Source organism: Myceligenerans xiligouense (genome assembly GCF_003814695.1).
GTDB lineage: Bacteria > Actinomycetota > Actinomycetes > Actinomycetales > Cellulomonadaceae > Myceligenerans > Myceligenerans xiligouense.
Genome location: NZ_RKQZ01000001.1, coordinates 1,965,310 through 1,991,616, shown reverse-complemented (window position 1 = coordinate 1,991,616; position 26,307 = coordinate 1,965,310). Strand labels below are relative to the sequence as shown.

Genomic DNA, 26,307 nt, shown 5'->3' with positions numbered 1-26,307 from the left:
GGCAGCGACCTGACGTCCATCTCGATCGGGAAGCCGTCACTCCTCGGCGTCGAGCGCCTCCATGACCTCGTCGCTCGCGTCGAAGTTCGCGTAGACGTTCTGCACGTCGTCGCTGTCCTCGAGGGCGTCGATGAGGCGGGTGATCTTCTTCGCGCCCTCGACGTCGACCTCGACCTGCATCGACGGGTGCCAGACGACGTCGGCGGAGTCGTAGTCGATGCCGGCGTCCTGGATGGCCTTGCGCACGGGAACCAGGTCGGTGGCCTCGGACATGACCTCGATGACCTCACCGAGATCCGTGACCTCCTCGGCACCGGCGTCGAGGGCGGCCATCATGACCTCGTCCTCGCCGACGCCGTCGGCCTTCGGCACGACGACGAGACCCTTGCGCGAGAACAGGTACGACACCGAGCCCGGGTCGGCGAGCGAGCCGCCGTTGCGGTTGAACGCGGTGCGGACCTCGGCCGCGGCGCGGTTCTTGTTGTCGGTGAGGCACTCGACCAGCACGGCGATGCCGTTGTTGCCGTAACCCTCGTACATGATCGTCTGGTAGTCGACGGCGTCGGCGCCCTCGCCGGAGCCGCGCTTGACCGCGCGATCGATGTTGTCGTTCGGGACGGACGACTTCTTCGCCTTCTGGATGGCGTCGAACAGCGTCGGGTTGCCCGCGGGGTCACCGCCACCGGTGCGCGCCGCCACCTCGATGTTCTTGATGAGCTTCGCGAAGAGCTTGCCACGCTTGGCGTCGATCGCCGCCTTCTTGTGCTTGGTCGTGGCCCACTTGGAGTGACCTGACATGTACCCGTTAACTCCTTCGCGAATCTTCGATGATGCGGGCGAACAGACCGTGCACGCGTGCGTCCCCCGTGATCTCCGGGTGGAAGGCGGTGGCGAGCAGCGGGCCCTGCCGTGCTGCGACGATCTTACCGGCGGCGGCCACCTCACGGCCCGACGTGTCGGTGGCGGGAATCCGGGCGAGCACCTCGACGTCGGCGCCGGCCTCCTCGATCCAGGGCGCGCGGATGAACGCGGTACGCACCGGGCCGCCGGGGACACCGGTCATCTCCAGGTCCGTCTCGAACGAGTCGACCTGCCGCCCGAAGGCGTTGCGCCGCACGACCACGTCCATGCCACCGAGCGTCCGCTGGTCCGCGGTGCCCGAGGTGATGCGGTCGGCGAGCAGGATCATCCCCGCGCACGAACCGTAGACGGGCAGGCCCTCCTTGATCATCGCGCGCAGCGGCTCGGCCAGGCCGAAGATGTGCAGCAGCTTGTCGATGGTCGTGGACTCCCCGCCCGGGAGGACCAGGCCGTCGACCGCCTCCAGCTCGGAGGTGCGGCGCACGGGGAGCGCGCGGGCGCCCACGGACTCGAGGGCCGCGGCGTGCTCTCGGACATCTCCCTGCAGGGCAAGGACTCCGACGGTCGGTGTGCGTGTCACGGGAGTCGATCCTATGACGACGCCGGTGCCCCGCCCTCCTCGATGTCCACGAGGACGTCCGCGGACCGGGCCGGCGAGCTCCACCTGCCCCGCTCCCGCTCGACGAGCTCGACGCTCTCGTCCCGCAGCGCGAACGCCTCCCGCACCGCGGCGGTGGCGGCCTCGGCACGGCCCAGGCTGCGCAGCACGGTGGCGAGGTTCGTGAGCGCGACGGCGAGGCCGTCCTGGTGATGGGGCCGCTTCGAGCGCGCGAGGTCGCGCAGCATGCTCACGGCCTCCGTCGCCGGGGCGACGGCGTCGAGCGGCCGGTTCGCCTCCGTCAGCCGCACGCTCAGGCGGGACAACGAGCGGGCGAGATCCTCCTCGTACCGGCCGGGCACCCGGCCCGCCAGGTCCCGCCGGATGCCGACCGCTTCCTCCTCCAGCGGCAGCGCCTCGGTGAACCGGCCGAGCCGCGCGTAGGTGACCGCCAGGTTGGAGCACGACGTCGCGAGCATGTCGCGGTAGCGCTGCGGCGTCTCCTCGGCCAGTTCGCGCCGGATCCGGACGGACTCCTCCTCCAGCCCGGCGGCCTCGGCGGCACGGCCCCGGTCCGACAGCAGCGAGCCGAGGCCCGCCAGGGACCACGCGACGAGCCATCGCATCCCCACAGGGTCCTGCCGCGCGAACCGGCGCCGGATCGCCAGCGCCTCCCGGGCGGCGGCGACCGCCTCGGCCGGCCGGTCGAGCTGGGCCGCGGCGTCGCTGAGGTTCGACAGCGCGAAGGCGAGGTACTGCTCGTGCTCGCCGGGGCGGCGCAGCGTGAGCCGCCGCCGGATCTCCACGGACTCGCGCAGCCCGTCGATCACGTCCGCCGCGCGGCCGAGCTCGACCTGTCCCACGGTGTTCGCCAGCACGAGCGCGAGCATCGCCTCGTGCGCGGCGGGGTCACGGGCCACGAGTCGCCGGAGCGTCGCCACGGACGCCGTGTGACACACCTCCACCTGCTCGGGGCGGCCCAGGAAGTCGTACGAGATCGCCATGCCGTTCAGGGCGTTCGCCAGCATGGGGTCCATCCACACCCGCTCCTCGGCGGGCGCGGCACGGCACGCGGACGCGACCTCGTCGGAGACCTGGAGCGACTCGGCGTACCGCCCCTTGCCGAACAGCACGCCCGCCATCACGGTGCGTGCCTCCAGCAGCGGCACCCGGTACCGGTCCGGGTCCCGCGCGGCCAGCTCGCGCCACGCGGTGACCGCCTCCTGCGCCGACGGCGGCACCTCGTCGTACGTCTCCGGAGCCCCCAGCGCCCGCGCGAGCGTCGCGGTGGCGTCGGCCACCTCGGGGGTCACGGCCGGGCCGGCGGGATCAGGATCATCACGGCGGCCGACGACGGCGGTCAGCCGCTCCGCCAGCCCCACCGCCACGTCGCGCGGGAGCGGCCGGCGGCCGAACAGCCGCAGTACCCGTGCGAGCGCCTCCGCGTCGTCGGGCAGTGCCTCCGCCACCCGTTCCAGCAGAACCGTGGCGAGGCGCGCGGCCTCGGGAACGCCCGGGTCGTCGACGTCGAGCCGGTGCGCGAAGAGGGCGACACGGAACGCCTGCGGCGCGTCCAGCCCCGTGGTGCAGGCCCGGACCCGCGCGAGGTCCGCGGCCAGGGTGCGTGCCACGTGCAGCTCGGCCAACCGGTTCGGCAGGCCCCCGGGACCGCTCGCCGGCGACGTCCGCCGGCCGGCGGGAGCGCGGCCGGAGGCACCCCGGGACGGACGCGCGGGCCCGAACTCCAGGCCGCGCAGCATCGCACCCGCGATCTCCTCGTCCGGCGCGGCCCATCCCTCGCGCTCCACGTCGAGCAGCGCCCCGACACCGCGCGAGACGTCGGCGACGCCGCCACCACGCAGGAGGGTCGCCAGGGCCGCCGCGTGGACGTCCAGCACCGGTGCGGGCTCGGGGCCCTCGCGCACCTCGGGGACGGCGAGGCCGGCCGGGCCGAGCTTCCGCCGCACCCCGGAACGCCGGGCAAAGGCACTCCGGGCAAAGGCACGCCGGGCGATCGCCACCATGGTCGCCACCGGCGTCCGGGGCGGCGCGAGGTGGACCTGCGACGTCGGCACCGTCTCGGGGCCGGCCCACAGGTCACAGGCCCAGCGCAGCCGGGTCCACCACTCCCGTCCGGTGCGGCCCAGCAGGATCACGCGCAGCCGGCCCTCCCCGCCGCCGGCCAGCGCACCGAGCTGCTCGGCCAACCGGGGGTGGGCCGCGGCGTCGTCGACCACGACCAGAACGCGCCCACCGCGGCAGGCCGCCGCGATCTCGGCCGGCGAGTCGTCCGGTTCGGGCCACACGCACGCCCACCCGCGCCGACGCAGCCGCGCGGCGAACTCGATCGCGAGGCGGGACTTCCCCACCCCGCCCGTCCCGGTGACGAAGCGGACCTGGACCCGGGGGCGTTCCCGGCACCACGCCTGGAGCTCGGCGAGCTCGGCGTCGCGCCCCGTGAACGGAACGATCCGCAGCGCCGGATCCAGCAACCCCGCCGCGGAGACCTTGGCGCGCTGCGCGCGCAGGCGGCTGTCGGGGTGAGGGGGACGCCACATAGGCATATTGAAACCTATGCGCGCTCCGATCGCGCAGTGATGACGTGACTTCTGCGCGCTCCGTCCGTGGGCAGGACCGACTCCATGTCCGCAAGCACGCGCACGGATCGCGCAAGGTCGTCACCGAAGCGCCGCTGGTCCGTGGCGGCGAGCTGGTCGCGGATCCGCACGGCCTCCCGCGCGGACGCTGCCGCCGACACGTATCGGCGCTGTTCGCCGAAGGCGACGGCCAGGGCCGTCAGGGCCGACGCCAGGCCGGGTAGGTGCTTCTCCGGGTGTTCCCTGCTCAGATCGCGCAACGCCCCGACCGCCTCGTGCAACGGGCCGATCGCGTCCTGGGCCCGGGACAGGTCCGTGAACGTCGCCCCCAGGTTGGCCAGCGCCGTCGCCAGGTCCGGGAGGTGCTGCCACCGGTCGTCCCGCGCCACCTGCCGCAGGAGGGCGACGGCCTCGCGCGTGGGTTCGACGGCGTCCTCGGTGCGCCCCATGTCGGAGTACCGCACGCCCAGGTTCGACAACGACCGGGCGAGATGCTGCCGGTACCGGCTGGAGGAGGAGCCCCGGACCAGCTCGCGGCGGATCTCCACGGCCTCCTGCTCCAGCCGCAGGGCGTCGCCGAACCTCCCGAGCCGTGAGTACGTCACGCCGAGGTTGGAACAGGACGTGGCGAGCTCCTCGCGATAGCGGTCCGGCGTCTCGCGGGCGAGGTCTCGGCGGATCGCCAGCGCCTCCTCCTCCAGCGAGAGCGCTTCGTGCGGCCGGCCCTGTTCCGACAGCAGTACACCGACGCCGGACAGCGACCACGCCAGTTCGAACCGCAGCCTCGGCACGCCGCTCCGGCCCGCCGACGCGGCCTTCCGCACGACTCGCCGCCGGAGCGCCAGTGCCTCCTGGCCCGCGGCAAGGGCCTCGGCCGCGTCCCCGATCCCGGCGAGGGCATGACTGAGGTTCGACAGGCTGTACGCCAGGTACCGCTCGAACGCGTCCGGCCGGTCGCGGGCGAGCCGCCGTCTGATCGCCACCGACTCCCGCAGGCCCTCCAGGGCCTCGGCGGGTCTGCCCCGGTTCACCAGGAGCAGCAGGTTGCCCTGCACGCGCGCGAGGGTCTCCTCGTACGCCACGGGGTCGCGGGCGACCAGCCCGCGCAGGATGGCGACCGCGCGCTCGTGGTACCAGCGCGCCGCGTCCACGCTGCCCGGCGCCGTGGTCAGTTCGAGCGCGTGCATCCCCCAGGCCAGCTCCGGCTCCGTCCACACCGAGTCCGCCTCGGAGGCGGAGCTCCAGGCCGCGACTCCCTCCTCCACCAGCGACGCGTGCTCCTTCTCGCGTCCGGCGCCGAAACTCACGACCGCGAGATCGCGCATCGCACGCCAGAGCGCGACCCGGTAGCGCAGCGGGTCGACGTGGGCGATCCGCCGCCACATCGCCGTCGCCCGCTCGGCCGGTGCGAGCGCCTCGTCCGTGCGCCCCGCCTCCTCGAGCGCACGCGCCCGCACACCGAGTGCCTCGGCCTCGCCGGTGGTGTCCTGATCCCCCGCGTCCGTGATCACCGTCACGAGCCGGGACGCCAGATCCGCGGCCTGTGCCGCGGGGACCGGACGCACGGGGAACAGCCGCAGGATCCGTTCCAGGTACTCCCGGTCGTCCGGCAGCTCCGCCGCGACGCGCTCCAGGAGCGCGGCCGTCAGCCGGCCCGCGCCGGTGACCGCGGGGGTGTCGACGTCCAGGCGGAATGCGAACATCGCCACCTCGAACGCCTCGTCGGGCGTGATCCTGGCCGTGCAGACCTCCGTCATCCCGGGCGCCGCGGTCAGCGTCCGCGCGACGTGCAGCTCCGCCAGCCGGTCCGGCAGGTCGCGCCGGTCGCCGCAGAGCAGGGCGCGGGCGACGACGGCGTCGGTGTCCACCCACCGGTCCCGTTCCTGGTCCAGCAGCGCCGCGAGCCCTCGGCCGACGTCGACCACCGTCTCTTCGCCGCCGGCCCTCCGTTCCGCCAGCACCGCCAGGACCGCCGCGTGCACGTCGCCGAAACGCGGCGGGTCGGCGTCGGCGGGCAGGTCACCGACCACGAGATCCGGGGTCTGGGTCCCCAGACGGGGCGCGAACGCCGACGCCGCCGTCCGGACCATCCGGTCCGGCGTCTGCGCCGGCGCGCCGACATGCGCCATCGACGTCGGCACGCACGCCGGGTCCGCCCACAGCGCGCTCGCCCACCGCAACCTCGTCCACCACTCCCGGCCCGTCCGCGCGAGGAGCAGCACCCGGACCCTCCCGGCCTCCGCGTCCACAAGGGCGCCGAGCTGGTCGGCCAGACGAGGGAACGACGCGGCGTCGTCCACGACGACGAGCACGCGCGGGCCACGACACGCCCCCGCCACGTCCTGGGGCTCGTCGGCGGGGTCGAGCCAGACCGACCGCCAGCGGCGGCGGCTCAGCCGCGCACTCAGCTCCACGGCGATCCGCGACTTCCCGCTGCCACCGAGTCCCGTCAGCAGCCTCACCCGGACCGTCTCGGAGCCCCCCGCCCAGTTCGTGAGCTCCGCCAGCTCGGCATCGCGCCCGGAGAACGGCACGACCCGCAGCACCGGGTCGAGCAGGCGCACGGGCCCGCCGTCGGGCAGCGACGACGCCGATCCGCGACGGTTCCAGCCCTCTCGCCCACGCAACACGGGGGCAAGTCAACCGCAACCAGGGCACTCAGCACCAGACGCGCGCCGGCCGACGGACCGCACGGCGCGCGACGGCGCCCCCACGATCAGCCGTCGTGCTGGACGCCCAGATGGCGGACCGTACCGTCCCAGCCCGCGACGAGGACGTCGAGCACCTCGGGCAGCTCGTGCGGGAACACCTCCAGCGGCTGGGCACGCAGTTCCTCGGCCGACAGCCACGCCATGTCGTCCAGCACCTCGCGCTCGATGTCCGTCCACCCGGAGCGGTCCGGCGTGTGCCCGCCGGGCAGATGCGCGAGGAAGAACACCTCGTGCTGCCGGCACGTCTCCGCGTAGAAGTCGAAGATGCCGGTGCGGGTCAGCACCGGCCCCTCCAGGCCGCCGGGAGACAGCGTCAGGCCGGCCTCCTCACGGACCTCGCGCAAGGCCGCCTCCAGGGCGGTCTCCCCCGCGTCGATTCCGCCGCCGAGCGTGAACCACCAGGACCGCTCCGGCTGGTCCACATCGTGCCCACGGGCCAGCAGCACGCGGCCCGCGTCGTCGAGCAGGACGACACGGGCGGCGTCACGCTCCCGGATCCCGTCCGGCGCCATCCGCCAGTCCGGCCCCAGCGAACTCGTGACTCCCTCCGCACTCACCAGACCCGTCCGGCCGGACGGACGGGCTTCGGCTGCTTCGTGATCCACGCGCTTTCCATCGCTTTCCTCTCGGGCACGCATGCCTCCATGATCGGTCTCGACACGCCACCACAAGGCACCGTGCGCTCGGCGGTTCCGTGCGGTGGAGTTCCCAGTCAACCGCAGCGGAGGACCCACAGTTCACCGGCGGGGCTTCGTGCGTCTGGTCGGGGCGGCGGTGAGGGGATCGTCCGGCCACGGATGGCGGGGGTAGCGGGCTCGCAGGTCGGCTCGGACCTGGGGATAGCCCTGCTTCCAGAAGGAGGCGAGATCGCTCGTGATCGCGACCGGGCGCCGGGCGGGCGACAACAGGTGCAGAACGACCGGGACACGACCGTCCGCGACGGCGGGAGTGGCGGTCCAGCCGAACACCTCCTGCAGCTTCACCGCGAGGACGGGCGGCTCGACTCCGTCGTAGGCGAGCCGCACCTCGGAGCCCGACGGGACCCGGATCCGTTCCGGTGCGAGTTCGCCGAACCGGGCCGCCGCGGGCCACGGCAGGAGCCGCCGGAGCGCCGCAGCCACGTCGATGCGGGCGAGATCGCGTGAGCCTCGTACCGAGGCGAGCTCGGTACCCAGCCACTCGTCGAGATCGGCCAGCAACGCTTCGTCGTCGACCCGCGGCCACGGGGCGCCGAGGTGGGCGTGGCAGAAGGCGAGCCGCTCACGCAGCGCGAGTGCGGCCTCCGGCCAGTGCAGTACGGACAGGCCGCTGCGCCGGACACCGTCGCGGACGGCCGCTTGGACGAGCAACGGGTCGGGCCTGGCCAGCGGGACGTCGCCCAGCACGATCGCGCCGAGTGCCTCGACGCGCCGCGTCACGATCCGGCCGTCGTCCCAGCGGATCTGGTCGGTGGTCGACACGAGGTCGCCGGCGACGTCGCGCGCCGTGGGCTCGTCGATCGGCGCGGCGGAACGGATCCTGGCATCGGCGCGACCCGGTGCCCGGTCGGCGACCGCGATCGCGAGCCAGGTGGTGGCCCGCAACGGTGACCGCGGATCCAGGGCGGCACCCGTGCCGCCGGACATCTGGTAGGTCGCCGAGTCGGTCCCCCGGGCCCGCGCGATCCGGTCCGGGTACGCCAGCCCGACCACGATCCCCGCCGCGAGATCGTCCGGTACTCCGCGCGTCCCCCGGCCGGCCGCCCCACCCGACGGGTCGCCGTCCGCGCCTCGGCCGAGGCGCTTCACCTCTTCCCGCCAGCGGGCCGTGGCTCCGCGGTCGTCGCCACGGCGAAGAGCCCGCCAGCGCGCCGGTAGATCATCACCGGAGCCGCGGCCGGAGTCGTCCGAAAGCATCGCGACGACCTCGCGCGCCCGGTCGGCGCCCACCCGCGGCGCCCCGTCCAGCAACGCGCGCGCAAGGCGAGGATGCGCCCCGATCGCCGCCATGCGCCGGCCTCGCTCGGTGATCCGGCCGTCGTCGTCGATGGCGTCGATGCGGCGCAGCAGTTCGGTGGCCGCGGTCAGCGCCGGCGCCGGCGGCGCGTCGAGCAACGTCAGACCGGCACCGGCGGGCGCACCCCACGCCGCGAGGTCGAGGGCGAAGGCCGCCAGGTCCGCGATCGCGATCTCCGGCGCCGGATGATCGTCGAGACGCGCGTGGTCGGTGGCGGACCAGCACCGATAGACCCGGCCCGGCGCCTCCCGCCCGGCGCGACCAGCTCGCTGGTCGGCCGACGATCTCGAGACCCGGCAGGTGACCAGCGCACCGAGTCCGCGGGACTGATCGGTCCGCGGTTCTCGGGCGAGACCGGAGTCGACCACCACCCTGACCCCGGGCACGGTCAGCGAGCTCTCGGCGACCGATGTCGTGACCACGATCCGACGGGTAGCGGCCGGCGCCAGCGCGCGGTCCTGCTCCGCCCTCGACTGGCGGCCGAACAACGGCAGGACGTGCTGACCGGCCAGCCGGCGGGTCACCCCGTTGATCTCGGCCTCCCCCGGGACGAACACGAGGATGTCGCCGTCGTTCTCCGCCAGTGCGCGCCGGACGACGGCCGCGACGTGGTCCAGCAGGCGCGGGTCGACCCGCCCGCCGGGAAGCAGCGGCGCGGGGACCGATGGCGGGGCCCACTCGACCGCCACGTCGAACTGCGCGGCGGTCGCGGTGATCACGGGCGCGGGAGCGTCCGTGCCCAGGGCACGGCTCAGCCTGACCGTGTCCGCGGTGGCCGACGTCGCGACGATCGCCAGGTCTTCCCGGAGGTTCGCCCGGATGTCGACGCAGAGCGCGAGCAGGAGGTCGGCGTCGAGGTGCCGCTCGTGACACTCGTCGATCACGACCGCGGTGACACCCGCCAGCTCCGGATCCTGCTGCAGGCGCCGGACGAGGAGCCCTGTCGTCACCACCTCGACACGGAGTCCTTTGCCGCCGCGGCGCTCACCACGCATCGCGTAGCCGATGCGCTGCCCGAGCGGTTCGCCGACCAGCGTCGCCAGCCGGGTCGCGGCCGCGCGGGTGGCCATTCTCCGCGGCTCGGCGACGATGATCGTGCCGCCGAGCGCGTCGGCCAGCGAGAGCGGCAACAGCGAGGTTTTCCCCGACCCGGGCGGCGCGACCAGCACCGCGGTACCGCGCGACCGCACCGCGTCGACCGTGGCAGGCAGAACGGCCCGGACGGGCAGATCCGCCCCGGGAACCGACGATTCAGGCAGCAGCACGCCCCGACGCTATCGGACCATCGCCGTCAGGTGAGCAGGCCGTGGCGGTAGGCGTAAACCACGGCCTGCACCCGGTCACGTAGCTGGAGCTTGGTGAGGATGCGGGAGACGTGGGACTTGACGGTCTCCGGGCTGATCACGAGGGCATCGGCGATCTCCTTGTTGGACAGCCCTTCGGCCACGAGGCGCAGGACCTCGAGCTCGCGGGTGGACAGGAGGCCGTCAGCGGGGTCCGGCCCCTCCGGGCGGATCCGAGCGGCGTATCTGCCGACGAGGCGACGGGTGACCTCGGGGTCGAGAAGAGCCGCGCCGGAGACCACGGTGCGGATGCCGTGCAGGAGGTGGTCGGCGGGCGCGTCCTTGAGGAGGAAGCCGCCGGCCCCGGCTCGGAGGGCCTGGTAGACGTACTCGTCGAGGTTGAACGTGGTGACCACGAGCACCTTGGTGGGTTCTGCCGCCTCTGGTCCGGCGAGCAGCCTCGTCGCGGCGATTCCGTCGAGCACGGGCATACGCACGTCCATGACCACGATGTCCGGGGACAGACGGCGGGCCAGGTCCACCGCGGTCCGTCCGTCACCGCACTGCCCCACGACCTCGAGGTCGGGCTGGGCGTCGATGATCGTCGTGAACCCGGTGCGGATGAGGTCCTGGTCGTCGCAGACGATGACGCGGACCGGTGCCCGCGTCACCGGCTCGTCGCCAGGTCGGTCACGGGGATGTGCGCGCGGACGTCGAAGCCGCCGTCGGGCCGGCGGCCGACGGCGAACGTGCCGGAGAGTGCCTCGACACGTTCGCGGAGCCCGGCCAGACCGCGTCCGGAGCCTGGGGCCGCGCGGCTCCGCCGCTCGGGCGCGCCGGTGGTGACCTGCACGGTGATCTCCCCTTCCGTCTGGTGGACGGAGACGTCCGTCCGGCTGCCGGGCGCGTGCTTGAGGGCGTTGGTGAGAGCCTCCTGCACGACCCGGTAGGCGGTGAGCCCGGCCTCCGCGCCGGCCGCGGCGGGCAGGGCGCAGGTCTCCTGGGTGAGCTCGACCGGCTGTCCGGCGCGGCGCGCCTGCCGCACGAGGTCCGTGACGTCCTCGACGGACCGTCTCGCGACGCCGGGTGGGGCGCCGACCGGGTCCGGCGCGGCCGGGGAACCCACCCGGGTGCTCGGGCCCGCGTCGAGCACGTCGAGGAGCTGCCGTAGGTCGGTGACGGCCAGGCGCCCGGTGTCCGCGACGGTGGCAAGGGCCTGGTCGACCCGGTCGGGTTCGGCGGCCAGGTAGCGGGCGGCCTGCGCCTGCACGACCATCGCGGTCACGTGGTGGGTGACGACGTCGTGGAGCTCCCGCGCGAGCCGCGTGCGTTCCTCGGCGCGGGCGGTCACGGCGGCACGCCGCCGGCGGTCGGCCTCCGCGACGCGGGCCGAGCGCAGCCAGGCGCCGGCACCCCAGGCGAGCACCATCAACAGGTAGAAGGTGACGAACCCGGCCGGGCCCTCGGGGGAGCCCATGACCGCCAGCGCGGTCGCCAGGGCGGTGTAGGCGCCCGTCAGGGCTGCCGCCGTCGCCCGTCGCCGGTGGTCCAGGTGCAGGCCACTGCTCATGAGTGACAGCGCCATCGCCGCACCGGCCACCAGGTGGTAGGAGCGCAGCTGATCGAGGACGAACCCGGCCGAGACGAGCGCGAGGCTCAGCAGCGGCCACCTGCGGCGAAGCGCCAGCGGGAGACACTCCAGCACCAGAGCGACGGCCGCGAGCCCGTCGAGCGGCCGGGCGGGCAGGTCACCCAGTTGCGTCCCGTACACCCGCAGCACCGGGACGAGCGACGCGACCAGGAGCACCACGCCGGGCAGGAGATCCCGGACGACGACGGGAGATCCGTACCACCGGTGCCGGACCCGACCGAGTGCACTCACCGGGCGAGGCTACCGGTCGCGCGGCGGGGCAGGCGGAGGGGCACCAGGTTTCCGCGCCGCGCGGCCACCCGGAGGAACACCACGGCCGCACCGAGGCACAGGAGGACCGCGAACAGGCTCGCCTCGGGCCCGAACTGGCCGCCGGCGATGATCGTCGGGCCCGACGTCGTGGCGTCGACCAGGCCCTGGCGCGTGTCGTTGCCGGACACCGCGGTGCTGAAGATCGCCGACCCGGCGACGTTCCACCCGAGGTGGAGGCCGATCGGCACCCACAGGCGCCGGGTCGCGACGTACGCCGCACCGAGCATCCCGCCGGCCTCGACGGCGATCGCGATCGCGCCCCACCAGGTCGCGTGCGGGTTGAACAGGTGCGCCATACCGAACACGAGCCCGGTGCCCACCAGGGCGACCCAGGTACCGAACCACCGCTCGACGTGCCGGAAAAGGACCCCGCGGAACAGCAACTCCTCGACCACGGCCACCACCGCCATGAACCCGAGAAGCCACACGAACCCGGAGAACGAACCGTCGCCGGAGACGTGGTAGCCGCCCAGGGCGGCGATGATCGCGATCACCAGCCCGAACAGGCCCAGTCCGAGCAGCGTGCTCCAGCCGACCGCGCGGCCGGCCCTCGCCGGGCCCAACTCGTCGACGGCCCGCCGCTCGGTGCGGCCCACGACCCAGCGGTAGCCGAGGACCGCACCCGCCGCCACCAGGAGGCCCACGACGAACGTGAGCCACGGACTCGACTCGACCGTGCCGACGGCGAGACTGCCGAGGAAGGAGATCGCCACGACGGCGAGGAGCTGCCAGATGAATGTCATGCCCTGGACACTACGAACGCGACCCCGGTGGGCACATCACCCCGCGGAGCGCACTTCACGATCCCCCGAACGGGGGATGGACGGCGGGCGCGCGGCTTGGCATCCTATTTCGGCTGGCGCCGGCACGACGGCGCGGTCACTGGCTACCTCGACATGCGGAGAGGCCCCGTCACAGGTCGACAACTCGCCGCAGGCCCGCATCGACGGCATCGATCAGATTGTCTGGCAGAACACTGCCGGTCTGGTCGATGTCCCCGCGGTCCACCGTCATCGGCTGGGACACATTCACCACCGAGTCCTTGGGCAGTCCGGACGCCAGCGCCGGCAGGAACACGTTGCCTGGGTGCCTGGCCAGGGCGGTGTTGGACGTGATCGGCAGAACGACGACGGTCGCGATGCGGGACTCGTTGTATTGGTCGGACTGCACCACCACGGCTGGACGCCGCTTCGCGGGGACGCTGCCCCGCGGTTCTCCGAAGTCGACCCAGCACACCTCGGCGCGCCGGATCACCACTCGTCCGACTCCTCCACCAAGCGGGCGTTCGCAGCCCGGCGGAATTCGGCGGCATCATCGCCAGGCTGCCCTATGGCGTCGATCGCGTCGTCGATCTGGGCTGTCAGGTCTGCACCGGCCAGTTCGTCGGCGTAGTGCTCGGCGGCACGCCGATAGAACTCCGACCGGGTCATCCCATGCTTCTGCGCGATGTGGTCGAAGCGCTCGGCCGCGTGGTCCGGAAGGCTGATCGCTGTCTTCATGAACCAACGGTATAACTTTTTCTACCAAGGCACCAGGGCTGGTCGTCACGGCGACAGGCAGGACGTCACCCGCGAACCAGCGATGAAAGGGCCCCGCGAACAGGAGTCCGCGGAGCCCTCACCTCCGTCAGAGCGCCTCGGCGCACCCGGGACGGAACGTCACCAGCCCCGCTCCGCCAATCGCACCGGCTCCGGCTCCTCCTCGACGTTGATGCCGTGGTCCAAGATTGTTGCGGCGCGCAGCGCCGCGAGCGTCACCGACCCTGGCACCTACTGCCAGCAGGGCAGGTTCAGGAGGTTCGTGGTGGCCAATGGCGGGAGCCCGTCGTCCAGGTTCCGCAGTCTCCCGTACAGGTCCCGCATGGCGCTTCTGTCGGGCAGATGATCGCCACCTGCGGCGCGCTCGAGCACGGTCAAAGTGTGGATGAGGCGAATGCTGCCCACCGCTTTGCCCTCCGCTTGAAGCCGCTGCAAACGACGGCCTTCGGCTGCGGCGGCACGGCATCCTCCGCCGTCATCGATGAGGACAATGACATGTTCCCCGGCCTCGGCCGCCACGGCGGCGTGCGCGACGACCATGGTCTCGCCAAGATTCTTCCCGGAGCGCACACGCTGACCGAACGGGACCCCGCTGATGCGCTGGACGGCCGCGGCCAACGTGTCGGTCACGTCGTCGGAGAGCACCTCCATGAGGCGCTCGGGGAGCTTCTTCCAAACTCGTTCGGCAGCAGTGAAGCGCTGATCCTGACGCGCTTTGCGGAGGATCTCGCTCTCTACCGCTTCGGGAACGCAGAGCGCCCCCAGAGCGCCGAAAAGCAGCCGTTCCTTGTTGAGCGAGAGGAAGTTGATACCGGGTCCGGCATCCATGATGGGGCGCTGGCTCATTCGTCGGCGCCCTCGATCTCCTCGCCGTCCAGGTCGCTGAGGTCCACGACGACCTGGGGCAGCTCGGACGCCGCCATCCAGGACGGCTCATACTCCTTGGGTGCGACACCTGCCTCCGCCAACTCGTCGGCGACCGCTTCGGCGCTGATCCCCCTGAGGGTGGCGACGGCCTGGACCGTCGCGACGCCCTCACTGAAGCCGGCGATGGCACGAGTGAGCAGGCGTTGCGGAGCGCGGGTACGGTCGGCGTCGTTCTGGAGCGACTGGTACTGGTCGGTCCAGCCGAAGCGGGTCGCGAGCCAGGGCGTCGAGAACCTCATCCATTCCTGCTTGGTCACGGCGTCGATGTACCCGGAGTCGCAGAGCGCGATCGCTGCGATCGCCGGAGACACGAGGAACCGCTGCACGACGGCGGACAGGTCGGCCTCAGTCAGGCCCACCCGTCGCCCGAGGAACAGTCGGAGCCCTTTGCCCGGCACGAGCAGGTGCCGAGCAAACGCGTCTGCCCTGATCTCCTCGGAGGAACGCTCGCCAAGGGATTCGCCCTCGGTCCAGTCGCCGAAGACCACATGAGCGAGTTCGTGGGCCAAGGTGCTGCGCTGCCGCATAGGGTTACGGGTCCGCGCAACGCCGATGAAGGCGACTCCACGCACGGGATCACGCATCGTCAGACCGTGCTCGTCAGGTCCCGCGTCGAGCACGGCGACATCGCAACCCGTGGCTTGTTCGATGAGTGCGACGAGATCGCCCAAGGGCTGCTCCCCCAGGCGATGCTCCTCACGGAATGCCGCGGCTGCCCTCGCACCTTCCTGCGCCAGCGTCATGCCCGGCCTCCCCTTGCCGGAAGCTCGGGAATGCCCTGGTCATCGAGGTAGGCGTCCAACTCGATGAAGTGCAGTAGCCGCTGGCGCATCTTTTCCATGTCCGAACCGTTCGTCGCGCGCGCCGCGCACTGCACCCGGTCGGCAACGGCCGTACCCGTCAGCTGAGCCACCGTGCAGCCGACCGCGTCGGCGATCAAGATGATCTCGGTCATCTTCGCCGGGCGCTTGCCAGAGAAGATGCGACTCAGTGTCGCCTGCGAGATGCCCGTGCGATCCTCAAGCGCTCGCTGCGACAGCCCAGCAGCCTGACGGGCGCTCTCGATGGCGACGCCTATCCGTGCACTCACCCGAACCACCTCCTGAATCAGTTTTCTCAATGTGATTCAGTCTAGCGGGTGGGACTGACACGCCCCGGATCCGGCTTCCTGCCGTTCGTGGATACGCCATCCATCGCGCGCCCTCCGAATCGACCCGCGGTCACAACTGCTTCGTCAGGAACAGCGAGTCCCCGTGGACCGCGTCCTGTTCGACGCGATCGGTCGTCTCGAACCCGAGCTTCGCCAGGACGCGCAGCGAGGCGTGTTCCATACCCGGACGGTCGCCCACACCCTGCGGTGGCCGGATGCGCGCGCCCAGCCGAGGACGGCCCGCGCAGCCTCGGTGGCGTATCCCTGCCCCCGGGCCCGCCGCAGCAGTTCGTAAGCCACCTCCGGTTCGCCCTCCGGAACTATCTGGCTCGCGATCAACCCGCAGTACCCGAGAACTTCACCGGTTCCCTTGCGCTCCACCACCAGCAACCCGAGCGATCCGGGCGGCGGGGTGTCGCGGATCCGGTCCTCGAGATCCTCGACGGTGGGACGCCCCTCGGCGTCGATCCGCCGATGCGCCGGGACTCGTGGGCCACGCTCGACCCACATCTCACGGTGGGCGACAGCGTCCGAAACACGCCAGGGGCGGAGCAGAAGCCGACCGGTCTCGAGCGGGATCGCACGCCGCGCCGGGTCTGGCGGCTCAGCGCAGGAAAGTGGTGGTGAAGCCCTTCGGATCCTTCCACCCTCGTCCATGGTCCGGACCCTAACGAAGCGGTGGATCCGCACGGCGTGTGGCGGCGCCCGATCGTCGAGCGCAGCCTGTTGCCCGACAGCACGCGGGACGTAGTCCATGGGGGACGCCTGGGAGTCGAGACGACCATGGCCCTGCTGACCCGAAGCAGAAAGGCCCCGCGAACACAGTGTCCGCGGGGCCCTCGGTCAGCGACCTAGCTCACCAGCCCCGCTCAGCCAGCCGCACCGGCTCCGGCTCCTCCTCGACGTTGATGCCGGGGTCCAAGATTGTCGCGCACCCGAGCTGCCTGGGATCGACTGGGCAAGTCGCTGTTCTGCAAGCACAAACCCGCTGTTCTGCAGGACCCAAGTCGTTGTTCTGCAACCCTGAGGTCGCGGATTCCGCACCATGTGGATCGCGGGCAGCAGCGCTCAACCACCCGCCAGGGCTCAAAGCCGCCTGCAAGTCAGGAGCGATCCCCTGGCAGCGCTCGACGACCCCCGACCTGTGGACTGGACCGGGTGAGTAATCGCAGGATGCACGTATCCCGGGTGGCGCTGGGCGTCAGGTCTCGTGGAGGGGCAGTGTCAGTGCTTGGAGGAGTTAGGTCCCTGCGGCGGGCGGACAGCGTCAAAGCTAGGTTCGCCTGTGTGACGATCACTCGTGAAGAAACCTCGGCCAAGGACATCGGTTCGGCGGAGCACACGCGCTCGATCCCGCAGAAGCGGTCGGCGGCGACGGTGGTGTTCACCGACGCTGCGGGACGGGTGTTGTTGTGCGAGCCGACGTACAAGCAGGTCTGGGAAGCCCCGGGCGGCGCTGTCGAGGCCGACGAGTCTCCCCGCGATGGCGCCGCGCGGGAGGTGCGTGAGGAACTCGGCCTGGTGGTCGGGCCGGGTCGCTTGGTGGCGCTGGACTACGTCCCGCCGATCGAGGGTCGTACAGAGGGCCTGATCTTCGTCTACGACGGCGGACGTATGACCGACGAGCAGGCCGCGGCGATCCAGCTGCCCCACGAGGAGCTGCGGTCCTGGGCATGGTGCACGGTCGATCAGGTGCACGAGCGGATGCGCCCCCTGGTAGCCCGTCGTATCGAAGCCGCGCTCGATGCGATTGCTGATGGTGGCGTGGTTGAGCTGGAGAACGGCTACGCGGTCGGCGTGAAGCCGATCGCGTAGCCGTTCTCGCCAGTCGGCCTGCAGCTCAGGCAGCCTGAAGCCGTGCCCATCTGGTCGCCGTGCGAAGGAGCTCGGATCCACCGGAGCGGTAGAGGGAGTCGTGGATCCCGTCGGCGAACTGCAGAGCTGCCAGGTCCGCGCGCGCTTTGGCGATCGGGTGGTCGTGCTGAAATCCGACCGCGCCGATAAGCGGTGCGAGCGCGGCAACTGCGTGGCAGGCGGTGTCGACGCCGTGGGCCTTGCCGAGCCGTGCGGTCAGGTCATGGCTGTCGGGACCGGAAGCGTGCAAGGCCAGCAGGATGGCTGCGTTGATCTGCGCCCAGGTGGACCCAAGGGTGATCAGCGCGTTGTCCCGGATCCGCGGCACGATGCCCCGGGCCGTACGGTCCGCGAGAAGCCGACGGACCTGATCATGCACGCCCGCGGCGGTACCCAAGGCACACAGCGTGACCAGCGGCCGGAACCCGGTGAAGCGGTCGCGGAAGATCCGTAGACCCTCGCCCACGCCCCCGAGTAGACAAACGGCAGGGTCGAGGTTGACTCCGTCGAATATCAGCATCCCCCACGACCAGCCGCCTAGCCCGGACGGTGCCCGGGGCTCCCGGACGAGTCCTGGGGTGGCGGCGTCGATCACGACGGCCGAGATCGTGCCGGCCGGGTCGCGCAGGAACACCACGAATGCGTCGGACTCGGTCAGGCGTGAGACCCAGCACTTGCTGCCGTGGACCTGCCACCGCCCACTGGGCATCACCCGCGCAGTGGTGGTGATCTCCTGGATGCGTGAGCCGCCGTGTGCTTCGGTCGCTGCGATCCCGACCAGCGCGCCGCCCGCGAGCTGCTGTTCCCAATGCGATGCGAGCAGGTCGGGTGCGTGGTCGAGGATCATCTGTCCGTGCCCGGTCCCGGTGGCTTCGCGCAGGTCCAGGTCCCGGTAGCCGGCCAGGAACTGAGCCCCGGCCTGCCACAGCCCGGTCCCGCGGTGTGGCGCAAGTCGGGTACGCACCCGGCGCAGCCACCGTGACCGCGTGGCGGGGTCGGACGTTCCTGGGTCGTCGTCGGCGACATCGTCCAGTGCCGTGTCCAGGCGCTGCCAGGCCGCCCAGAGGCCCGCGTCGATGTCGAGTCCCGGCCGCAACATCTCCAGCCACTCCAGCGCAGTCATGACCGCCCTCCGTTCTCGCGTGCAGGGTTACCGAACACCGTGGTCCCGGGTGCGACGTCGCGAGTAACGACCGAACCGGCACCGACCAGTGCGCCAGCGCCGACGACGACACCAGCCAGCAGCACGACGCCGGTTCCGACCTTCGCGCCGGCTTCGACTCGTGGTGGACGTAGCGGCTCCTCGTGGTCCGGGTCGCGCCAGATCAGGTGCTTGTCGTTGATCGTGCCGACCCGGGCGCCGATGAACGCGTCGTCACCGATGTGCATCTGCGCGGTCAGGTGCGTCAGCGGTGAGCAGCGCACCCGGTCCCCGATCCGCGTCTCGCGCTCGACGGTCATCAAGTGCCCGAGCTGGGAGTCGGCGCCGATCCGGACGCCGGTGCGCAGCAGGGTGTGGTGCCCGACGGTAGTTCGGGCTCCGATCCGTACCCCGGCGTAGACGATGGCGCCGACGCGCAGCACCACCCCGTCGCCGAGGACCGTGTCTGCGCCGTGTCCGTCGTGGTGGGCACGTAGCGCGTACCCGGTCTCCGGCTCTCCGACCACTGCTCCGTGCCCGATCTCGACGTCCTCGCCAAGCACGGTGCCGCCGTGCATGACGGCGAAGGCCCCGATCCGAGTACCAGCGCTGATCACGAGAGGCCGCTCCTGACCGGTGCGGTCGGCCAGGATCAGCACTGCGGTCGGGTGGACGACAGCGCCCGGGGCGATCTGGACCAGGCCACGCTCGATTGCGTCGGCCCATTGCGGTGTTGCCATCACGAGAATCTCCTCTCGATCGGAACGTCCTGCAGGACCAGGAAACGCGCAGGTGAGAGGGTGAGGGCATGGTGAGTCGGGCTCATTCACGCTTCACTCACCTTCACGTCCACCATGGCGAAGGGGCTCGCGCGCGGTGACCGATGAACTGCTCTCCGATGAGGCCGACGCGTTCGCCGCGGAGGTCGCGTACTGGCGTGAGGTCCGCGGCCTGTCCAAGCGGGCCCTGGCCCAGCAGATGGGTTTCGACCCGTCCTACGTCTCCCACGTCGAGTCCGGGCGACACCGACCTACCGAGGAGTTCGCGCGCCTGGCGGACGACATCCTCAACGCCGGCGGCGCGGTCCGCCGCCGCTGGAGCGCCTTCGCTGCCTCCCGTAGCCCAGGCCGGGCACCGGCGCCGTCAGCCCGGCCGGGCACGCAGCCGTACGCGGGCGGCACTGCGCTGGTTGTCGAGCATGATGCCGCGCGGCTGGTGTTCGACGGGACTGCCTATCGGCTCACGATGCGTCGTCGCCTGCGCAACACCGGGGACCAGCCGGTGACTCGCTACCTGATCCGGATCAGCGTCGACCGGTACCCCGGAGAGCCTGAACGCTCGAACGCCCACTACCGGAAGCATCCGCTGACCTGGGACGAGCTCAACCTGACTGCGTCCAGCGGGGGTGAGGAGATGCGGTGGGAGGCCAAGCACGACCGCGACGCGTTCAAGGAAGTCTGGCTCCTGTTTGAGAACCCTCAGACCCGCTTTCCGCTCTACCCTGGCGAGACCGTGTGGATCGAGTACGCCTACACCGTCGGGGCCGAGAAATGGGGTCGCTGGTTCCAGCGCGCTGTGCGGCTACCGACTGAGCACCTCGAGGTGCAGCTGGCCTTCCCTACCCGCCTCGACCCTGTCGTGTGGGGCACTGAGACCTCCATGACCGCCCAGGCGGCACCCCTGGCGACCGCGCCCACGCACGTCGCCGACGACGGCGTCGAGGTGTTCACCTGGAGTACCGACAACCCGCAGTTGCACGCCCGCTACCGCCTCGAATGGCGGTTCCGGACCGAGACCGACCAGGAGCACCCGTGACCTCGACCAAGCCCAGCGACCAGATGAACCAGCTAGGCATCGTCCAGGCCGGCGCGCCGATCCTGACCGTACCGGCACGCCGGTTCGACTTGCCGTCGGAATGCACTGCGGCTGAGGAGACGACCGCGCGGCTCCTGGAGGTGCTGCGCCGGCTGACCGAGGTGCACGAGTTCGCCAAGGGACGAGGACTGGCCGCACCGCAGATCGGCATCGACCGCGCAGCCGCCGTCGTCCAGCCGCCCGACCCCGAGGCAGAGGTCGTGGTCCTGCTCAACCCCCGCATCATCGAGGCCAGCGAGGAGCGGGACGAGCAGTACGAGGGCTGCCTGAGCTTCTTCGACGTACGCGGGATGGTGCCCCGCCCCCTGAGCATCACGGTCGAGGCGGTCGCGCTCGACGGCACGGTTTCTACGATGACGTACGAGACCGGGCTCGCCCGCCTGGTCCACCACGAGATCGACCACCTCGACGGCCTGCTCTACACCGCACGCATGCGGCCCGGTCTGAAACCGATCCCGGTTGAGGAATACCGCCAGACCGGAAGTCGGTGGAACTACCCAGACGCCGCCCGCGGCTAACCCCATTGGCCTCGCCCGGCGCCACGGCCAACCCCTAGCTTGGCTGGGCAAGCCGTCCATGCTCGCCCGGCCGCCGTACAGATCCGCTAACTTCGAGCCCGCCGTGTAACGACGAATGCTGTGCCTTCCAGCTGCCGACCGACCGGGGTATTAGCCCAGTCCACGATCCGGTCGCGGGCCTGGTTAAACATGACGAGGACGTCAGACAGCGCTGGGCAGGTCGCCAATGCGCAATGAGGCTGTGAATCTCCATCTCAGGCGTCGCCGCACCCACACAGGCTGGGACTCGTTTCCGAGCGAGATCCAACTCAAGCGCATCGCCGAGACGAAGCGGGCTCACCGCGGCTGACCTACGCGCCCAAGCCAAGTTGGAGTCACCTCGTGCGTCACAATCAGGCTAGGAGGTTGAATGCCTGGCCCGGAGCCCGCATCGTTTCTTCGAGATACGCACCCTGAGGTCTATCTCGAGGCGGTCCGTGTTGCATCAGAACTACCGCTGTCGATGCTCGGTACATACAGCAACCGAGCAGTTCAGTGGCGCTGCAACGCGTGCCACCACGAGTGGGGAGCGAAGGTCGCGGCGCGCGCATGCGGTGGTGGTTGCCCTAAGTGCGCGCAGAGCAAGCGAGCACGTTCGCTAGCGCAGGCACCAGATGGTGCGTCACTGCAGGATCTGTACCCAGCCGTGGCCGCCGAGTTCATCTCCAATTTGACGCGCCCCGACATGACCCCGTCCGATCTTCGCCCTCGCGCGCGGCAGCGCTGCGTGTGGAAATGCTCGCGGTGCGGGCATCGGTGGGAAGCCACTGTCGCGAATCGTGCCGACGGGCGCGGTTGCATGGCCTGCGCGAACCAACGCCGAGCCGAAGCTCGACGTCGCCCGACCGCAAAGACTGGCACAGCAGCCGAGCGCGCCACATTCCCACAATCTGAGCTCGTTGTGAACCTCACTCACGCCGAGCGCGGTCTGGCGGACCTGAAGCCGGCGTCGAAAGATCGCTGTTTGTGGCGGTGCAGCGAATGTTCCCACGAGTGGGAAGCCACCGTTGTCAGCCGAGTGGTCATGCGGAGCGGCTGCCCTGTCTGCGGGACGCGGCGAGCAGCTACTTCGTGGGCTACGGCATCGCTCGACCAGTCGCTGCTGGCGTTGTACCCCAATATCGCGTCTGAGTTCGTCAGTAATGAGAACTCGCCCGGGAGATCATCGGCACAAATCAAGCCCGGTTCGAACGCGCTTTGTCGGTGGCGCTGCAACCGTGGTCACGAGTGGATCACCACTGTCGCATCCCGAGTAGCCGGTACCGGATGCGCGCGCTGTGGCGCCCGCGGGCAATCCAGGCTTGAGCTCGAGGTGGCCGAACTGCTGCGAGCCACGACCGGCGAGCACGTCGAAGTGGACGTCCGGGTCCAAGGCGGAGCTCGTACCTGGCGACTCGACATCTCCATTCCGGCACTCATGCTCTACATCGACCTTGATCCAGCCTTCTGGCACAGCGACACGGCCCGTGATCAGCGCAAAGTCGACGCTCTGCCCGACCTCCACTACGTACGCGTCCGGGACGAGGCACTACCCGCACTTGCACGCGCGACGATCGTGACCGTTGCGCCCCGGTCACTCAACGCCCTGGAATGGGCTGCCGCGCTCCGCCCCGTGATCATCGCGGTCGGTGGTTCATGGACGGAACCGACCACGGAGACAACGGCACGTGCCCTCGGGTCCGCAGCAGCGTTGTGGAGGCAGACCCTTCAAGGTCGTCCGATGCGCTCGGCGGCAGACGTCGCGCCGCAACTCAAGGACGAACTCCTCCGCAACGAGACGCGACCTGGGGTGGAGTTGGACTGGCTTCCGCCCAGTGCCAAAGACAAGTGCTGGTGGAAGTGCCGGGACTGCGGCCATGAGTGGCGTACATCCGTTGAGGTGCGTGCGTACCTCGGCTCCGGTTGCCCCGAGTGCGGCATCACCAAGGCGGCACGAAGGCGTTCTACTGCACCGCCCGGAGGGTCGCTGGCAGATCTCCATCCAGAGATCACGACCGAGTTCAGCTCCTGTAGCCGACCCGACCGCTCGCCTGCTGATCTCCGACCTTCGAGCAATCTCATGTGCTTCTGGCGCTGCTCCAATTGCGGCCACGGGTACAAGGCGTCGCCCGCGTCACGTACCCGCGGTCAGAGCTGTCCACAATGCGCCAAGGCAAAGGCGGGCGACGCCCGAAGCCGTGGCGATGCCGCTCGCGGTTCGAGCCTCGCTGGCCGCTCGCCGCGTCTTTCCGAGGAGTTCGTGAAACTCATCGGGCGCCCCCATCGCTCCCCTGCCGACATTCCGGTCGGATCGAACCTGAAAGCCATGTGGCGATGCGGGAAGTGCAAACATGAATGGACGACCACTGTTGTTTCTCGTGCGCTTGGCGGGACAGGGTGCCCGCCGTGCGGCCGTCTCCGCACGGCGCACGCCCGATCAGCCCCTGCGGCGGGCCGTTCCCTACTCGATCTGTTTCCCGACATCGCAGAGCAGTTCGTCGAGAACCTCACACATCTTGGCCGTGGGCCGGCCCATCTGAAGGCCGGCAGCCACGACAGGTGCCGGTGGCGATGCGACTCAGGACATGAGTGGCAAACGACGGCTAAGAACCGCACCCGTGGCGGAACAGGTTGCCCACGGTGCCAGCGGCAATCGTGAGTGCGACGTTCCGAGACGCGGGTCTTATGAGGATCCGGGAGCCCAGGAGCCGGTTCCGGCTGCCGACGAAGCTTGTAGCCTGACATCGAACTGAGACCGGCCATGGGGTGCGCAGCGTTCCGACCAGAATAGGCGCCGGCTCACTGGCGTGGCCGCGAGTCGTGATGTCCGCAGAACCGGACATCACGGAATCGGTACTACATACCGTGGTCAAATTGACCAGGCACGCCGCCGGACCAAACAGCAACGCCGGGAAACCATCGCTCCCAGGCGTCCGCCCTGGTCAGACAGGTGTTACCAGCCGCGCTCCGCCATCTGAACTGGGGCAACCTCTTCTTCAACATTGATGCCGTAGTCCAAAATTGTTGGCGTCTCGCCAGGTGGGCGGTTTGTCGACCCGCAATGAGCCGAACGTGACGACATGCCGAAGCCCAACCTCGCCGCTTTCGCCCAACGACGCGTCCACCAACCTCTGGTGTTGCACCGACATAGACGGCGGGTGCCGGTCGTTCGGTCGGCCGCTCGAGGCTGGGCTACCGCTCGTCCGTAGGGTGCACAGATGGAACGTAATCCGGCGGGAGACGCATGCCCGACTTGCGGCACGCGTGTCCGGGAACTGCCCCCACTAACAGAAGCGGTCGCGCTGCGGCTGCCGACCGAAGAAGTGTGCTGGCGGCAGTTCTGGGAGCACCTGGCCGTGATCTGGGCCAGCCTGCCACCCGAGGTGCAGCAGCGCTGCCTGGATCGTGTCGCCAGCAGCAGAGGCTGACGGCACGGCTTCCCGTCAGCGGGCCTCAGCCATGCCCTGGATCAGCCGTAGCACGGGACGCCGATCGGCTTCCCCCAGCAGATCTCGTACGTCTGCGGGGTTGAGTCTGAGCGCGTCCGCGAGCGCTGGCACTCCTGCTCCGACATCGCCGGCGAGTTCAGCGGCCTTCTTCAGTAGAGTCGGCGTCTCGCCAGGGTAGGCGCTTGTCGGGTCGGCGGTCGGATCGTCCGCCATGGCGAGGCGCTGGTAGGCCCGGCGCGCCGAGGACTCTGTCGTTCGCCCTCGCTCCACCATGCGGCGGACGAGGGAGGTCGAGGAGACGCCCCAAGTGCGCCCGATGCGGTCGAGCACCGCCAAGTCCAGGCGCTGCGGGAGCGCCGCGTCCATCGCCGATGCCGGTGTCAGGAACGCAGCGGCGAACTCGTCCGCCTCGCGTTCCACAGCGGCGCTGTACTCGCCGTTCTCACCGTGTAGGAGCAGGTGACCGATCTCGTGAGCGAGCGAGAATCGGTGTCGGAACACGTTCTCTGTGCGTCTCGGTGTCGTGATGATGATCGGTCGATCAACGATAGCGACGGAGAACGCGTCTACCGCATCAATCTCGCGCAGGGGTCGCACGACGACCACGATCCCGCGCGACTCAGCCGTCGCGGTCAGGTGCTTGACGGGGCCGTCAGGCAGACCCCAGTGCTCGCGCAAGGCGGCGGCAGCCTCGGGCGGTGTCGCACCAGTGGGCACCTTGGGCAGGTCTGCCTGTGGAAGCCTGACATAGCGCTCGAGCGCGAATGTCAGCTCCCACACCAACGTCGCGGTTGCCAACGCCTTGTGGCGGTCCATGACCCGGGCAGAACGCAGGCTGCGGAAGTGCGCGTTCACGGTGTCGACACGCGAGAGCGGACGCCCGACACTGAAAAATCCAGGGCGTACCTTGAGAGTGTCTGCCAGCCGCGCGAGCACCTCCGGGCGGGGAGAGTTGACCCCCGCCTCGTACTGCCCGATCGCGTTCGCCGAGACCCCAACCTGACCAGCGAGACTGGCCTTGCTCATCCCGAGACGGACTCGCGCTTGGGTCAGCCGGGCCGGCTCGAACCGCCCGCTCGTAGCGGTCGGGAGGTCGAACAGGCGGGGCATGTCTTCACGCATCCGACGGGCCCTCCTGTGCCACTACCTCGACGACGGGCACGACAGGTGCGCCACTGTCGAACGGCTCGACGTCGGAAGCCACGTCGATGCTCGCGGCCTCGGGTTCCCAGATCGACTCCAGGCCGTGGAGTTCGACCAGGCCGGTGCCATCGAGCCCGGCGACTGCCCACTGGATCGCCTGCAACTGTCGGGGCGTCGATCGGACCAGCACGAGGACCACGGGCATCTTCTCGCGCACAGCAGCAACGAGGGTCGCGGTCTCTGCAGGCTCGGGAGCGAGCTCGCTCGCCTCGGTGTCCGGGAAGTCGCCCTCCCAGAGCATCTGCTCCGGCGGCGGCGCGTCGAAGCAGTTCAGCCGGGTGGGGCTCGATGCGAAGTGCTTCACAGCGTCGGGCGCGTCAGAGACCCGCCACACGTAGAGGAGGCAGCCATTGACGACGCCGACTTTGTACCCGCCAGGAGTCAACTTGTGCGAGGGGAAGCCGTGGCCCGTCAGCGCCTCGTGGACGTCGTCGAGCAGATCGCGCCACTGGGCACCAAACCCGTTGCCGTAACGCGTCTTCGACACATGGTGCGCCTCTGCGGCGAGGTCGTGCCGCGTGCGGACAACGTCCACCAGCAGGTCTCGGACAGCACCAGCGTGGGGGCCAAGAGCGCCGGCGGGCGAGGTCGGAGCCATGGTGGAACCTCCTGAAAGCGGGGTGTCC

General features: G+C 70.6%; 22 protein-coding genes and 1 pseudogene. 4 read left to right on the top strand and 19 right to left on the bottom strand.

Annotated features, from left to right (window positions below; genetic code table 11):
* Positions 1–36 precede the first annotated feature (36 nt).
* The 15 genes and pseudogenes from EDD34_RS08540 to EDD34_RS21165 all read right to left on the bottom strand — a co-directional run.
* Positions 37–798 carry a YebC/PmpR family DNA-binding transcriptional regulator gene (locus EDD34_RS08540; protein WP_123814180.1) on the bottom strand — a complete coding sequence of 254 codons (762 nt, stop codon included), beginning with the start codon at positions 796–798 and terminating at the stop codon, positions 37–39.
* 7 nt (positions 799–805) lie between these two features.
* Positions 806–1,441, bottom strand: a complete 636-nt coding sequence (gene pdxT, locus EDD34_RS08535; protein WP_123814179.1) for a pyridoxal 5'-phosphate synthase glutaminase subunit PdxT — start codon at positions 1,439–1,441, stop codon at positions 806–808.
* 11 nt (positions 1,442–1,452) lie between these two features.
* Entirely contained in the window at positions 1,453–4,017 is a 2,565-nt protein-coding gene (locus EDD34_RS08530) for a tetratricopeptide repeat-containing protein (protein WP_123814178.1), read from the bottom strand.
* Positions 4,018–4,031: 14 nt separating this feature from the next.
* Positions 4,032–6,686, bottom strand: coding sequence for a tetratricopeptide repeat protein (locus EDD34_RS08525; RefSeq protein WP_123814177.1), 2,655 nt, complete (start codon positions 6,684–6,686; stop codon positions 4,032–4,034).
* An 86-nt stretch (positions 6,687–6,772) separates the two neighbouring features.
* Complete coding sequence (locus EDD34_RS08520; protein ID WP_246012261.1) at positions 6,773–7,372, bottom strand: NUDIX hydrolase; 600 nt, start codon at positions 7,370–7,372, stop codon at positions 6,773–6,775.
* A gap of 132 nt (positions 7,373–7,504) precedes the next feature.
* Positions 7,505–10,027, bottom strand: a complete 2,523-nt coding sequence (gene hrpB, locus EDD34_RS08515) for an ATP-dependent helicase HrpB (RefSeq protein WP_123814175.1) — start codon at positions 10,025–10,027, stop codon at positions 7,505–7,507.
* Positions 10,028–10,053: 26 nt separating this feature from the next.
* Positions 10,054–10,716: a LuxR C-terminal-related transcriptional regulator gene (locus EDD34_RS08510; RefSeq protein ID WP_123814174.1), complete on the bottom strand. Its 663-nt coding sequence runs from the start codon at positions 10,714–10,716 to the stop codon at positions 10,054–10,056.
* Positions 10,713–11,927, bottom strand: a complete 1,215-nt coding sequence (locus EDD34_RS08505) for a sensor histidine kinase (RefSeq protein WP_123814173.1) — start codon at positions 11,925–11,927, stop codon at positions 10,713–10,715. The genes EDD34_RS08510 and EDD34_RS08505 overlap by 4 nt, the downstream gene beginning before the upstream one ends.
* Positions 11,924–12,751 (bottom strand): CPBP family intramembrane glutamic endopeptidase, encoded by an 828-nt coding sequence (locus EDD34_RS08500; protein WP_123814172.1) that lies wholly within the window; start codon positions 12,749–12,751, stop codon positions 11,924–11,926. The genes EDD34_RS08505 and EDD34_RS08500 overlap by 4 nt, the downstream gene beginning before the upstream one ends.
* 169 nt (positions 12,752–12,920) lie before the next feature.
* Complete coding sequence (locus EDD34_RS08495; RefSeq protein WP_123814171.1) at positions 12,921–13,265, bottom strand: type II toxin-antitoxin system PemK/MazF family toxin; 345 nt, start codon at positions 13,263–13,265, stop codon at positions 12,921–12,923.
* Positions 13,259–13,507, bottom strand: coding sequence for a ribbon-helix-helix protein, CopG family (locus EDD34_RS08490; RefSeq protein WP_123814170.1), 249 nt, complete (start codon positions 13,505–13,507; stop codon positions 13,259–13,261). Before EDD34_RS08490 ends, EDD34_RS08495 begins: the two co-directional genes overlap by 7 nt.
* Before the next feature lie 270 nt (positions 13,508–13,777).
* Complete coding sequence (locus EDD34_RS08485; RefSeq protein ID WP_123814169.1) at positions 13,778–14,392, bottom strand: PIN domain-containing protein; 615 nt, start codon at positions 14,390–14,392, stop codon at positions 13,778–13,780.
* Entirely contained in the window at positions 14,389–15,216 is an 828-nt protein-coding gene (locus EDD34_RS08480) for an ImmA/IrrE family metallo-endopeptidase (protein ID WP_123814168.1), read from the bottom strand. Before EDD34_RS08480 ends, EDD34_RS08485 begins: the two co-directional genes overlap by 4 nt.
* Positions 15,213–15,593 (bottom strand): helix-turn-helix domain-containing protein, encoded by a 381-nt coding sequence (locus tag EDD34_RS08475; RefSeq protein ID WP_246012260.1) that lies wholly within the window; start codon positions 15,591–15,593, stop codon positions 15,213–15,215. Before EDD34_RS08475 ends, EDD34_RS08480 begins: the two co-directional genes overlap by 4 nt.
* A gap of 243 nt (positions 15,594–15,836) precedes the next feature.
* A pseudogene (locus EDD34_RS21165) lies at positions 15,837–16,133 on the bottom strand (GNAT family N-acetyltransferase); the annotation flags it as partial.
* Between the two features lie 777 nt (positions 16,134–16,910).
* On the opposite strand from EDD34_RS21165, the gene EDD34_RS08465 reads away from it, so the two are divergent.
* The gene (locus EDD34_RS08465) at positions 16,911–17,438 is read left to right on the top strand and encodes an NUDIX domain-containing protein (protein ID WP_246012259.1); all 528 of its coding nucleotides are present in this window, start codon (positions 16,911–16,913) and stop codon (positions 17,436–17,438) included.
* 25 nt (positions 17,439–17,463) lie between these two features.
* On the opposite strand, the gene EDD34_RS08460 is transcribed toward EDD34_RS08465, so the two are convergent.
* Positions 17,464–18,600, bottom strand: a complete 1,137-nt coding sequence (locus tag EDD34_RS08460) for an acyl-CoA dehydrogenase family protein (protein ID WP_123814167.1) — start codon at positions 18,598–18,600, stop codon at positions 17,464–17,466.
* Positions 18,597–19,358 (bottom strand): DapH/DapD/GlmU-related protein, encoded by a 762-nt coding sequence (locus EDD34_RS08455; RefSeq protein WP_123814166.1) that lies wholly within the window; start codon positions 19,356–19,358, stop codon positions 18,597–18,599. Before EDD34_RS08455 ends, EDD34_RS08460 begins: the two co-directional genes overlap by 4 nt.
* Before the next feature lie 136 nt (positions 19,359–19,494).
* Between EDD34_RS08455 and EDD34_RS20880 the strand changes: the two genes are divergently transcribed.
* The 3 genes from EDD34_RS20880 (at position 19,495) to EDD34_RS21590 (ending at position 23,688) form a co-directional block, all read left to right on the top strand.
* Positions 19,495–20,433 carry a helix-turn-helix domain-containing protein gene (locus EDD34_RS20880; protein ID WP_211341530.1) on the top strand — a complete coding sequence of 313 codons (939 nt, stop codon included), beginning with the start codon at positions 19,495–19,497 and terminating at the stop codon, positions 20,431–20,433.
* The gene (locus tag EDD34_RS20875) at positions 20,430–21,011 is read left to right on the top strand and encodes a peptide deformylase (RefSeq protein WP_211341529.1); all 582 of its coding nucleotides are present in this window, start codon (positions 20,430–20,432) and stop codon (positions 21,009–21,011) included. Before EDD34_RS20880 ends, EDD34_RS20875 begins: the two co-directional genes overlap by 4 nt.
* Positions 21,012–21,420: 409 nt before the next feature.
* Positions 21,421–23,688, top strand: a complete 2,268-nt coding sequence (locus EDD34_RS21590; RefSeq protein WP_123814165.1) for a zinc-ribbon domain-containing protein — start codon at positions 21,421–21,423, stop codon at positions 23,686–23,688.
* A gap of 784 nt (positions 23,689–24,472) precedes the next feature.
* Here EDD34_RS21590 and EDD34_RS08440 read toward each other — a convergent pair.
* Together EDD34_RS08440 and EDD34_RS08435 are read right to left on the bottom strand one after the other, a co-directional pair.
* Positions 24,473–25,600, bottom strand: a complete 1,128-nt coding sequence (locus EDD34_RS08440; protein WP_123814164.1) for an XRE family transcriptional regulator — start codon at positions 25,598–25,600, stop codon at positions 24,473–24,475.
* A complete protein-coding gene (locus EDD34_RS08435; protein WP_123814163.1) occupies positions 25,593–26,279 on the bottom strand; it encodes a hypothetical protein in 687 nt (228 codons plus the stop codon). Before EDD34_RS08435 ends, EDD34_RS08440 begins: the two co-directional genes overlap by 8 nt.
* Between the last annotated feature and the right edge of the window lie 28 nt (positions 26,280–26,307).